Annotated in this window: 10 protein-coding genes; 9 read left to right on the forward strand and 1 reads right to left on the reverse strand. The window is 40.2% G+C overall.

Annotated elements, in window-relative coordinates; genetic code table 11:
- Positions 1-12 precede the first annotated feature (12 nt).
- From ACQK2H_RS16340 to ACQK2H_RS16380, 9 genes are all read left to right on the forward strand, one after another.
- A complete protein-coding gene (locus ACQK2H_RS16340) occupies positions 13-1,548 on the forward strand; it encodes an NFACT RNA binding domain-containing protein (protein WP_425392449.1) in 1,536 nt (511 codons plus the stop codon).
- 73 nt (positions 1,549-1,621) lie between these two features.
- Positions 1,622-2,650: a serine hydrolase domain-containing protein gene (locus ACQK2H_RS16345; RefSeq protein WP_425392450.1), complete on the forward strand. Its 1,029-nt coding sequence runs from the start codon at positions 1,622-1,624 to the stop codon at positions 2,648-2,650.
- Positions 2,651-2,799: 149 nt separating this feature from the next.
- Positions 2,800-3,129 carry a PadR family transcriptional regulator gene (locus ACQK2H_RS16350; RefSeq protein ID WP_425392451.1) on the forward strand — a complete coding sequence of 110 codons (330 nt, stop codon included), beginning with the start codon at positions 2,800-2,802 and terminating at the stop codon, positions 3,127-3,129.
- Positions 3,116-5,689: an FtsX-like permease family protein gene (locus tag ACQK2H_RS16355; protein WP_425392452.1), complete on the forward strand. Its 2,574-nt coding sequence runs from the start codon at positions 3,116-3,118 to the stop codon at positions 5,687-5,689. The genes ACQK2H_RS16350 and ACQK2H_RS16355 overlap by 14 nt, the downstream gene beginning before the upstream one ends.
- A gap of 166 nt (positions 5,690-5,855) precedes the next feature.
- Complete coding sequence (locus ACQK2H_RS16360) at positions 5,856-6,095, forward strand: CBU_0592 family membrane protein (RefSeq protein ID WP_425392453.1); 240 nt, start codon at positions 5,856-5,858, stop codon at positions 6,093-6,095.
- Positions 6,095-6,286 (forward strand): YwbE family protein, encoded by a 192-nt coding sequence (locus ACQK2H_RS16365; RefSeq protein ID WP_425392454.1) that lies wholly within the window; start codon positions 6,095-6,097, stop codon positions 6,284-6,286. The genes ACQK2H_RS16360 and ACQK2H_RS16365 overlap by 1 nt, the downstream gene beginning before the upstream one ends.
- 118 nt (positions 6,287-6,404) lie before the next feature.
- Entirely contained in the window at positions 6,405-8,126 is a 1,722-nt protein-coding gene (locus ACQK2H_RS16370; RefSeq protein ID WP_425392455.1) for a chitobiase/beta-hexosaminidase C-terminal domain-containing protein, read from the forward strand.
- 18 nt (positions 8,127-8,144) lie between these two features.
- Complete coding sequence (locus tag ACQK2H_RS16375; protein ID WP_425392456.1) at positions 8,145-9,869, forward strand: tetratricopeptide repeat-containing sensor histidine kinase; 1,725 nt, start codon at positions 8,145-8,147, stop codon at positions 9,867-9,869.
- A 96-nt stretch (positions 9,870-9,965) separates the two neighbouring features.
- Positions 9,966-11,819, forward strand: a complete 1,854-nt coding sequence (locus ACQK2H_RS16380) for a cation:proton antiporter (RefSeq protein WP_425392457.1) — start codon at positions 9,966-9,968, stop codon at positions 11,817-11,819.
- Here ACQK2H_RS16380 and tilS read toward each other — a convergent pair.
- On the reverse strand, positions 11,797-13,107 hold the full coding sequence (tilS, locus tag ACQK2H_RS16385; RefSeq protein WP_425392458.1) for a tRNA lysidine(34) synthetase TilS: 1,311 nt from the start codon (positions 13,105-13,107) through the stop codon (positions 11,797-11,799). The two genes, ACQK2H_RS16380 and tilS, sit on opposite strands and share 23 nt — an antisense overlap.
- Positions 13,108-13,123 lie beyond the last annotated feature (16 nt).

Below are 13,123 nucleotides of genomic sequence, written 5' to 3' on the forward strand. Positions count from 1 at the left end.
CCAGCAACCAAAATGTTCCACAACTACTTCTTCTTAAAACGCCTCGCACCCGAACTAGAGGCAAGACTGAAAGGACTAAGTCTATTGGAATGCTTCTCGCAAAACAAAGACGAACTCATTTTAGGTTTTGGTGATTCGAATCAATCATTTTATATCAGGGCAAATCTTGACCCTAATGTCTCGTTGCTCTCCTTTCCGGAGGATTTTGCACGAGCCGGAAAAAATAGCGTTGATCTATTCTCCGAGTTGCTAGACAAAGAGGTAACAGGTGTTTCTGTTTTTAAATTTGAACGCTCCTTTCAAATTGAATTGGGGGAAAATGCATTGCTCTTTAAAATGCACGCGCGTAGAGCCAATATTCTCCATAGCAGAAACAATGAGACCGTAAATATCTTTCGCAAGAACCTGAGTCAGGATTTTGAGATACAACCCACAGAATTGAACCAACAGATTGAAATCTCTGAATCAGCTTTAATTGAGCACAACTTCCACCCTACATCCTTGATCCCTGCTTTGGGCAAGGAAACGAAGATGTATCTGGATCAAATCGGATACTTCGAAAAGCAAAACACAGAGAAATGGGAGCTATTCAATCAACTGCTATCACAGCTTGAGAGTAATCCGATCTACCTACATGATGGACCCTCTATTAGTTTGCTAAATTGCTCATTCGAAAATACCAACTCGGCGGTAACAGCCACTAATTGGTTGTATAATAAGACTGTCAGAAACTTCTATTTTGAGAAGGAGAAATCACAGGCGATCAATAAGCTGAAGCAAAAAATCAAAAAATCGGAGAATTACATTTCAAAAACCCAGACTAAACTTCAACAGGTTGAAAACGCCAGAAGCCCTGAGGAAATCGCCAATATATTGATGGCCAACCTTAACAGTTTGCAAACAGGACTCACAAAAGCAGTTCTTCACGATTTTTATACCAATGAACCGATCGAAATCAAGCTAAATCGTGAACTGAGCCCACAGAAAAACGCAGAGAACCTATACCGAAAGGCTAAAAACAGACATCAGGAAATTGATGCGCTCAAAGAAAATATTGCTGCCAAAGAAAAACTTATCGATAAGCTGAGCAGACAGATTCTTCACATTGATGAAATCTCGGAAACAAAAGAGCTCCGAAAATATTTGAAAGACCGAGGGTTGGGTCAGAAAGAGCAAGTCAAAGAAGAGCACCTCCCCTACCATACGTTTGAGTATGATGGCTGGCAGATACTTCTGGGCAAGCATGCCAAAGCCAATGACGAGCTAACACTTAAAGTGGCTACCAAAAACGACCTGTGGCTACATGCAAAAGACGTGGCTGGGTCACACGTAGTAGTAAGACAAAAGCCCGGACAAAACTTCCCAACGCACATCATCGAAAAGGCAGCAGCCTTAGCAGCAGCAAACTCGAAGCGAAAAACAGACACCCTCTGTCCGGTCATCTATACCCAGAAAAAATTTGTAAGAAAGGCAAAAGGTGCTCTTGCCGGTCAGGTGATTGTTGAGAAAGAAGAGGTGGTGATGGTGGAGCCTAAAGGAATGGAATAGTCATCAAAACATTTAATTTACCATTTGAACGTCATCAACATGATTAAACTTGGGAGTTTACCAATGATGTAATATGAGCCAATCTAAAAAATCAAAATTCATTATCAGACTCGCTCTCCTTGTGGGTACGATCGTCTCCTTGTTCTTCGTGCCCTGGCTGCTGGTCAAAGCATGGATTTTACCACTTCCCGATACCATTCAGGAGCAAATGAATGAGGCCATTGATCATGGTTTTGAAGGAATGATTGTTTATATAGATCAGAACGGTCAACCTCCGCAGTATCTCGCCGCTGGCTGGCACAATCGTGAAACTAAGATACCTGCTAAACCTACCGCCCTGTTTAAGATTGCGAGCATTAGCAAGCTATATGATGCGGTGGCTGTCACCAAATTGGTCAGTGAAGGACGGCTTTATCTGGATAAGACAATCGTTGATTACCTACCAGAGCTCGTCGGAAAAATCGAAAACGCAGACAAGATCACTTTGAGAATGATGCTTCAACATAGGAGTGGCATTCCCAATTTTACGGACTCTCCAGATTTTTGGGCAGCACCCACACAGACCTATGAAGAAAGTCTTGCATTGATTTCTGGTCTACCAGCCAACTTTGAACCCGGTGAGGACTATGAATATTGCAATACGAATTACCTGCTCATCAATAAGATAATGGATGATGAATTGGGTTATGGCAATTTTCAATTCATTCAGGAAGAAATTCTTACACCTCAGCACCTATACAATACCTTCCCGTCATTAAGTGCCGTGAATATCCAGGATGTGATGAGTGGCTATCATGTAGGATATCCACATGATTTAAAGACAAACGATTATGGCATGCATGCCACAGCAGAAGATGTTGGAACTTTCCTGAGGGCATTGAATGATGGTTCGCTGTTTGAAGAAGGTGAAAAAGAGATTTATTCTTCTATTTACGAGTTTAAACATGCAGGTTGGGTGCCAGGTTATCAAAGCTTTGCGGAATATCATGAAGAGCTGGATGCAGTGATAGTCGCTTTCTATAGCACCACCGATCCAAAACTCTACAATTGGAACCTATCCGAAATCATAAATGGTAGGATTGTCAAAATACTCAAAAGATGAATGACACTTCTGCGATAGTTCGTTCTTCGTGAACTGAGCCCACAGCAAAAGAAAAAGAACCTATAGTCCGAAAGTTTCTGAAAAACTTACTATTACTTAAACATTTATTAATGATATTCGTATCCATAACTTAAACAATTATTAATCTAATGGAATCGATTGGATCACTGGAAGAAATTGTATTGATGATTTTGCTCAAAAATGAGAAGATCAATAGCGTGGATATTGCCAAGGAATATGAAGATGCATTGAGTAAAAACATTTCCATCCCTGCTATTCATGTCGTGCTGAAACGTATGGAAAAGAAAGGCTGGGTCAATTCAGAATTTGGCCAACCTACCCCCGAACGTGGTGGCAGAAGAAAACGCATCTATTGGGCCACCCCTACAGCTTACAAACTGATAAGTGAGCTCAATGAAGTAAAAACCAAACTTTGGAGTGGTATCACCAAACCATCTTTACAATATGTCAGGACATAATCCACCAAAGTGGGCCGACTGGCTGATAAAGAAGTGCTGTGCCGATCACCTGATCGAAGAAGTTCAAGGGGATTTGCATGAAGCTTTTTGCTGGCGAGTGCAAGAAAAAGGACTTACAAAAGCACGCTGGCACTTTATTCTGGAGACTTTCCGATCCATTCGTCCAGCTAATCTTAAGACGACTCATTATATAAATAACTACATCATGAGGTTCAAAAACTATATCAAAACGGGATGGCGCTTTATGAAAAAACATAAGCTCTACTCCTCTCTTAATATTTTAGGTCTAGCACTAGGAATTTCCTTTTGCTGGCTGGCGTATCTCTACGCACAAGACGAGATGAGCTTTGACCAGCACCTCCCGGATCATGAAAGACTTTATCGTATCGTCTCAGATTTTCAAAGAGGCGATGATGTCCACCATATTGGTGGTAGCTCAAATGCCATGTCTGTTCAGTTCAAAGAAAAAATTCCTGAAATTGAAAGTATCGCCCGATTCAAATCAGATTATGGCTTGATCAAAAAAGGAGAAGAATCCATTGGGCAGTCATTTATTATGGCTGACCAAGCTATGATTAATTACCTAAATCTCAACTTTTTGGAGGGTACTGCCGCTGCGTTCGACCAACCAAATGATATCATTATTTCTGAAACACTTGCAGGAAAATTAAACGTCAGAGGAAAAGCGGTTGGTGAGATTATTTCATTGATTAGAGGCGAAGAGTTTGAAGACTTTATCATTCGAGGAGTCTATGAAGACATTCCGAAAAACACCTCCGTAAGAAGAGAAATGATTATGTCTTACGCCAATTATATCACCAATGCACCCAAGCGAAGGTTAACCACATGGTTTGACATCAACATGAATTCATTGGTGAAATTGTCAAGCCCTTTAAACAAAGCGTCTGCAGAAGAAAAAATGAATGAACTGCATCAGGAAGCTGAACCGGACGAAGAGGGTGCATCTGTTCTACTGAAACTACAGCCTATATCCGAAATTCACCTAAATGAAGATTACGGCCATTACAATGGTATTTCCCGAGGTGGGAACAATGAGCTGATCCGCTTATTTGCAGGTATTGGCATTTTCTGCCTGATCATTTCTATGATCAACTACTCCAACTTCAACATTTCACTCTATATCAACCGCGCCAGGGAGGTGGCATTAAGGAAAGTGATTGGAGCGGAGAGGTCAGGAATATTTAGCCAACTCATTACCGAATCATTCATTTCAGTCGTGCTTGCAGGAGCATTGGCTCTGGGAGTAATGTTGCTTGTACTACCCTACTTTTCAGACTTTGTTCAGAAAGATTATGACTTGAATTATATCTTAGATTGGAGTTTTATTTTGGGAGCTATTGGTATTCTTATAGCTGCGGCATTCATCAGTGGTGTTTATCCTGCTTTTATCCTTTCACGGTTTCACATCATCAAAAGCCTAAAAGGTGAACAAAAAATCAAATCCGGTAAGTGGATCACACAAACTCTGCTAAGCATACAGTTTATGATTGCAACTGTCCTGGTGGCCGGTATGCTCACCATGAACAAGCAAATCAAATTCCTTTCGACCTTTGACACCAAGGTGGATTATGAAAATGTACTCTACATGGATTACATCCAGGCAGATGAGGGCAAAATCGCATCTTTTGTCACTGACTTGTCGCAAATGCCTGAAGTTGGCAAAGTAGCGGCTATTTCCGGGTACAATGGCACTCGTACGAAAGGCGAAAATCAGTTTGACGTTCGCCACTTAAGAGTCCATAAAGACCTGATGAGTTTATTGGATGTGAAGATTATAAAAGGAAGAAATTTTGATTCGGAAATCGGGTCGGATGAATCAGCTATTTTGGTGAACGAAGCATTTCTTTCAAAAATGAACCTGGAGAATCCAATTGGAGAAATTGTTCCATTTGAGTACGGAGACCTGATCAACCCAAAGATTATTGGTGTGGTAGAAGATTATCACTATGAATCAGTGAAAAGCACAGTTGACCCGTTGGTAATCTATATAGCACCAGCCTATCCGTTACAATCTGTATACCTCAAGTTGAGTGATGGCACAGTTTTCGATCAGGAAAAGTTCAGCTCAGTATGGGCTAAGCATTTCGAGCCCTTCCCGTTTGAGTTTAGCTTTCTGGAAGATGTTTACAAGAGTAGCTATCAACAGGAACAACGAATGATGCAGCTAGTCACCATTGGATGTTTTGTATCCATTTTCCTTGCTGCAATGGGGCTTTTGGGGATAGTAGGATTGCAATTGAGTCAACGTTTGAAAGAGATCAGCATCAGAAAGGTATTGGGAGCCTCATCCGGTAGCCTGTACAGAGTGTTTACAAGGAGATTTATTCTTATCATCTTGTTGGGTCTGTTGCTAGGACTTGGTGTAGGAAGTATACTAATCAATCGATGGCTCGAGAACTACCCATATCATGTGAACTTCGATGGTGCAATAATTAGTACAACGGCTGTTATCACGCTTGTAATTGCATTAATTACGATTATCTCCCAGATTTTCAAAGTGACGAAAACAAATCCTGTTCAATACTTAAAAGATGAGTAGATCAACTTTTTAATTTGGCTTTTTTATGATGCGATCCTAAAGGGAAAAGCGAAAATGAAATCTGACTACATTAAGATTGGGTTAAACCAAATTGATTTTTAAGTTGGCAAAGCAGTAGCACTATGTTGTAAAAAGCTCCTACTTTCGCCACTCAATATTCTCAACTATGGACATACTAGAACTTATCGGATGGCTGGGAGCCGGCAGCCTCCTCTTAGGATTTGCCTTAAACTTGTTTCAGAAAATCACTGCTGAATCTACTAGCTACTTATTGCTCAACCTCATCGGTTCTATCCTTCTCCTATATAATGCATACATGAATGGAGCCTTTCCTTTCGTGGCAGTTAATTTTGTTTGGGTAGTTTTTTCTTCTTTCAAGCTGATTCAAATGCGACTAAAAGTGTGATGGACGGAACAAAAAGAAGCGATATCAAAATAGGTGCCGAAGTTGAGGTTGTTCAAAAACACCATCAACGATCAGGTGAATTAACTCAGGGGACAGTTAAAAAAATTCTCACAAAATCTTCAAATCACCCCCATGGAATTAAGGTTATGCTGGAGGATGGGATCGTCGGTCGTGTGAAAAAAATAAATTGATTAGTCGCCGTATTTTCTCATTAATCGAATAGGTATTAGCGTCCGTCTTATAATAATCACCTTCACATCAGTACAGGTATATATTAGTGAATAGATGTCACTAATTAACCAAAGACGAATGATTAAAAAACTTATCGGAGTATGCTGTTTAGCACTTCTAACCACCAGCCTTTTTTCCCAACAAATTCCAACCCACGAAAAGAAAATTCATAAAGATGAAGATGGAAAAGTCTATGTAAACAAAGACCTCCCGGTTTATCTAAGCGTTTCCACAAGCCCCGATGGAAGCAATAGCGAGACATTAGGAGACAATGATCCAAAGTATAGTAGCCCAATGTACCTTGATACCGAAGGACTAAATACGATCAGATCGCCATGGAAAGTAGATCCTGAAACTAAAAAAACTATTTACCCAAAAGAGGAAGTTGTTTTTGCGCTATATGCAGACAGCAGACCACCTTCTACTTCCATCTCATTTGGTGACGACAAAATCGCCAGAGTAGATGGAAATGTCATATTGAAATCCGGGAATGTTACGCTTACTTCTGAAGATGGAATTTCTGGGATTGCATCTATCTACTATTCTTTAGACGGAGCTCCCTATGAAGTTTACAATGCTGCACTCAATTTGAATGAAGAGAAATCTTATGTTTTGAAGTACTATGCAGTTGATAAAGTTGGAAACACTGAAGAACTGCAAACGATCCGTATTCAAGTTGATAAATCTGCACCATCATCTTCCATCAATGTTGAAGGTGATCTTTCCGATAATGTGGTCTCATCCCGATCTCAAATTGTACTTAGTACAAAGGATAATGCAGCTGCTAATAGTAAAATATTTTATACCATCGACGATGGAAAAACCTTTGTTTATTCATCCCCAATTGACATTTCCGGATTAAGCGAAGGTGAACATACAATCACCTATTTCGCAGTAGATGATGTAGATAATAACGAAGAAAAGAAAACCTACAGCTTCTTTTTAGATAAGTCAGCTCCACGTGTGATAGACGAAATCATTGGTAATACATTCATAGCGAATGGGAAAGAATACTACTCAGGAAGAACCAAATTGAAGCTGGTGGCGATGGATAATAAGGCGGGAGTAAAAGAAATCAGATACTCCGTGAATGGTGGAGAATTCAAATTGTACGAATCTCCATTTTATCTGACCCAGTCAGGAAGCCTGAATATTGAGGTGCTTGTATTAGATAAGGTTAATAACAGGGTTCGTACCACAGAGTTTTCAGATAAAGACAACCTTCTTAGTTATGTGGACCTCTCAGGCCCAAGCTTAAATTATAATTTGGCAGGTCCGTCTTTTGAAGTGAAAGACACAGTGTATATATCCAAAGAAACTAAAATAACTCTTCGTGGGAATGATAAAGATGCCGGATTCAGAGAAATCGACTATCAGATAGATGATGGATCATTACAAACATTCACAGACCCATTTTCTATTGAGAGCGATGGATTTCACGTGGTGACTTACAATGGATATGATAATCTTTCAAATTCCAGCACAAAAAATATCCTATGCATCGTGGATAATGAGGGCCCGAATGTATTCAATAGATTCAGCATTGACTCAAACAAAACACGAGAAATAGAAGGAGAAACAGTTCCAGTGTTTCCTCCTCACGTACTGCTATTTTTATCCTCTACCGACAAGTATGCCGGACTGGATAAAATCAGTTATCAGATTAATGGTGGACCCATGCAGTCTTACAGAAGTCTGATCGAGAACTTTAAGAAGGATACACTATATCGTATCAATGTAGCCGTTACCGATAAGCTTGGTAATGAAAATCAGGAAGAAATAGTGTTTTACATAGAATAATGATAATACTTTTGCCACATGATTAATTTAAGCAGAGCTTTAATTTGTAGCATTGCTTGTTTATTCATCACCGTTTACTCGCTCGCCCAAAATCTAAGTGATGAGGCTCAAGGCCAAATAGATCACTACGAACAAGCACTAAAAACTGCTGTTCAGGAAGGTAAACACGATGATGCAGCAGGCATTTGTGGCAAGATTGCCTACCTCTATTGGAATAATAGAAAAAACGATCAGGCAATTTCATATTTCCAACAATCCATTGAGCACAATGAGAAAGTAGGCAATAAGAATGGTGTTAAAAGTGCCTATTATAATCTGGGGCTTGTTCAAATTGACAATGAGGAGTACGAGAAGGCACTTGAAAATTTTGAAAAGGGTATAAAACTCTCCAAAGAGCTTAAACAAAAAAACTACATCCTCTCCGGATTAATCAATGCCGCTTCCGTTAATCAAAGCCTTGGCAGAAATCAAAAAGCAATTGACTTTGCGACCGAAGGTTTAGCCATAGCCCAGGAACTAGAGAATATCAATCTCACCAAAAGATGCTATGGCATTTTATACGAATGCTATCAAGCTATCGGCAATTCTGAAAAATCCATTGAATACTTCAATTTGTATTCCACAGTAGATAAATTCTTAAGAGACGAACAAGCAAAAAAAATACAGTCAGAGTCTAATCAGAAAGTTGCGCAAATCGCAAACGAAAAAGCGAAAACAGATCGTGCTTTACAGTCAAGCAATCAAAAGCTTCAAATAGCTCAGGATTCTTTATTTAGAGCCAGAGAAATAGCAGAAAGGCAAAGACTTCAGCTTAAGTTGAACGAAGTAACCCTTCGCGAACAAGAAGCGCAGCTCGAAAATGAACGCCTTATCAGAAATGGGCTAATTATCATCACTTCACTCACTTTGCTTTTCCTTGTCATCCTTTATGTTCAGTACCGACAAAAAAGGAAAAAGAACATCTTGCTGAGCGAGAAAAATGATCAAATTACTAGACAGAAAGAAGAAATAGAAAAGCAAGGACAGGACCTTGAAATAAAGAATGACGAACTCATTGCTGTAAACAAAGAGAAGAACCTGATGATGAGTATGGTGGCTCATGACCTGAAAAAACCAATCAACGATCTCACTTCTCTTTCTCAAATTTTAGAGCAGTATCGGGATAAGCTACCTGAAGACTTCAATCACTTGGTGAGCGTGCTCAAAAAATCGTCGCAAGGCTATCGTGACATGGTGCACAAAATACTAGACGCGGGTGCCATTGAAAGTAGGAAACTAAATGTTGTCCAGGAAAAACTGGATGTGCGTGAAGTCCTGGAAGGAAATGTCCAATCGCAAAGCCTTTCAGCCAAGAACAAGAATATCTCTTTTAACCTATCCGATATTCCGGATGCCTCATTTGTGAAGGGAGATAAAATATACCTTACCCAAGCTATTGAAAATGTCTTATACAATGCTGTAAAGTACTCTCCAAATGAATCCACTATTCACTTGGGAGTAAGATCAGAAAACGGGCATTGTGAAATATTTGTGAAAGATGAGGGACCTGGCATTGGCAAGGAAGATCAGAAGTTTTTATTTGAAACATTCAAAATACTTAAGAACGGTGATACAGAATCCACCGGCTTGGGTCTCTCCATATCCAAAAAATACATGGAAGCTATGGAAGGTGATATCCGATGCGAAAGTGAAGAAGGTAATGGCACCACGTTTATTTTTCAGCTTCCCAGATGGGATTCATGATTAAAAAATGAATTAATCACCTTTTATTAATATCCCTAAGACTACACTCCTTTATTTTGACTATTTTGGGGCCTGCCAGTTGCTGGCAACCAATCTATGGATATTAATTACGGACCGCTCTTCATTGTATTTGTAATTGCATGGCTCGTTCCGCTGATCTTGTCCTGGGTTGAAGTATCCCGATCACATGCAGTCATTCTGAAAATCATTCTGGGTGTAGTTATTGGCCCTTTCGTTCTTGACTTAATGGTCGAAACCCAGTATATGGATTTTTTGGCCCAAACCGGCTTCTTAATCCTTATCTTCTTAGCCGGGCTGGAAATAGATGTGAATAAAATTATTGCATCGTTTCCAAGAAGATTCGGAGCGTCAGATATTCTTAGCAATACCTTGATGCTAGCCATTATTATCTACTTTGGGTCGCTGCTAATCTCCATTCCGGTAGCCTGGCTTATCAGCACATTCATAGATTTGGATATAGCATTCTATGCCATTTTATTGCCTACAGTAGCAGTGAGTATCACTGTCCCTATTCTCAAGTCTGACGGGATACTCTCCAGAAGATTTGGGCAAGTTATGCTTATGGAAGGCGCCATAGCCACCGTGATGAGCATCATCCTGATCTCGATCTATTCCGGAGTTTTAAAAAATGGATTCCAGGTCGAGTTACTGCTCTTTTCAGTGATTTTTGTGGTTTTTGTTGTTACCTACATTGTAGGAAAACGCATCCTCAAATCCAGGTCATTTCAGAAGCTGTTGTATACACTCGAACATGCCGCCAGCCAGATCAGAGTGCGTGGGGCTGTAGTGTTGCTATTGCTATTTGTAATAGTTTCTCACCTAATCGATACTGAACTGGTGATGGGTGCCTTTTTTGCCGGCACTCTACTGAGTATGTTTATCAATAAGGAGCGATCAGCGCTCCTTTTTAAGTTGGACGGAATGAGCTATGGTTTTTTCATCCCGATCTTCTTTATCATGGTAGGCGTTAATCTGGATTTATCTGCACTCAGCAATTATCAGGAATCCATTCCATTGATTCTTATCCTGGTTGTCAGCTTCTATTTCATTCAGATTATTCCATCACTGGTAATGACCCGGTTCTTTGGAATAAAAAAAGCGATCGCGGCTGGAGTTTTAAACACGGCCAGAATGGGACTAACTATTGCAGCTGCTCAAATTGGTCTCTCACTCGGTGTGATAACCACAGCAGATAATGCCGGAATCGTTGCTTCAGCAATTCTGGTCAGCCTTACATGTCCTTTCATCTATCGGATGCTGAGTGATGACATAGAAGAGCATCATGGCATCTACATTTTTGGAGGCAGTAGGTCAAGTTTATTTCTGGCGGAGCGATTGAATATGCATGACTCATCCTGTATCACCTACCTTCAAAACAGGGTAATGGCCCAAGAGTTTGATAATAAAGGAATAAAGCATGAGGATGTTGATGCATTGAGTACCGGTTTTATTGACTCCTTAAATATTCGACCGAATGACCTGATCATTATTTTAACCGAATCAAGAAATCTCAATCTTGAGCTTGCACGATACATTAAAAACGAGCTCAAACACAAAAAAATAATCATGCGAAAACAATCGGCTGCTCACGACCTCATAGATCCACAGGGTGATCTGAAAATTGTAGATCACGATGAAGTGCTTGCAAGTCATGTGGAAGCGATGGTCACCAGACCACATTCGGTTGGAACCCTTCAGGAGAGTTTTGGGATGTATCGTGTGGAAGAAATTCTGATCAAAAGAAAGGAAATACACCGAAAATTAGTCAAAGAGGTGGCCTTTCCCCCATCAGGATCTCTGGTCATTCAGCGTCGCAATAGCGAAATTTTCATTCCACATGGTGACACTCACCTCCTGATAGGAGATGTAATTACGGTAATTGGAAATTCGGCAGCACTTCATGACTTCAGGGAGATTCTGGAGGGCTAAATGAAACTTTCAGAATAGAGGTTGAATCATTTGTCACTTTAAAAGAATCAGAAATCCGGTAGCCTACTACCCAGCAGATTTCTCCTTTGCTCTCCATTACAAACACTTCATGCTTTTTAGCAAGCGGTATCTTTATATCTATCAGGAAGTCGCTAACTTTCTTTTTCCCATTCATACCTAGCGGCTGAAACCTATCCCCTTCATTCCAATTTCGTAACGATAGCGGAAATCGGAGTTTATCATAATCGAGGTAAGCCACATTTTCAGATTCAAAAACCACGTCATCCTTCTTAACAAGCTGCAACTCAATTGAAGCGTTTCCAAAATCAAAACTTCCTAGACCTGAAATCTCCAGTTCTACTGTATCATTCTGTCCCTTATCGATAAACAACTCAGATCGGTCCATGGTCAGAAACCATTCCCCACTTGAAAAACTTTTCCCCGACTTACCTCTCGCCTCAAATACTTCTTTTGCAGTCTGATAATTAAGACCGAATTCAGCTAAAATTTCGGCTAAGATCAGCTCATCAGACGGGTCAGATATCCATGTTAAGTCAATTCTTACTCCCCCTCTATCATCTTGAATAAATCGTTGCTTAATCTCCGCTACTCTGTTAGTAATGATCTTATTTGCATGACTCAATCGCTCCTGTGTGCTAATGAAGGATTTTAAAAGCGATGGATTAACTTTTTCAAGTTCCGGTACCACATGATGCCTGATTTGATTCCGGTCATAGTCGTCTTTCTTGTTGCTCGAATCTTCGCGCCACTCAAGCCCTACGTCCATAGCATATTTATAAATATCATTTTTCGATGCGAATGAAAGTGGACGAATAATCTTTTCATTAATCAATGGAACTCCTGTAAGGCCCTTTAGGCCGGTTCCACGCGAAAGATTGATTAATACGGTTTCAAGTGAATCATTGAGATGGTGCGCTGTGGCAATCTTATCCAATCCATGCTCGATCAAAAGTTCATTAAACCATTGATACCTGGCATTTCTTGCTTCCAGTTGTATAGATCCTTCCAGATCAAAAGACTTCACAAAGCAGTTAATACCTCGTTTATCGGCCCATTCCATAACAAACGCTTCATCTCCGTCGGACTCCTCACCTCGCAAGCCAAAGTTGCAATGTGCCAGGGCTACTTCAAATCCATCCTTAACAAACAAGTCAGCAAGCACCATCGAATCGACACCACCACTGACAGCAAGTAGTAGTTTTTCTCCCTTTTTTACCAATTGTTTGGAGAGAATAAAATCATGGAACTGTTTTTGTAAAGAATGCACCACTTGATCAGTTAAT

Origin of the sequence: Ekhidna sp., assembly GCF_965228795.1 — a bacterium.
Taxonomy (GTDB): Bacteria; Bacteroidota; Bacteroidia; order Cytophagales; family Cyclobacteriaceae; genus Ekhidna.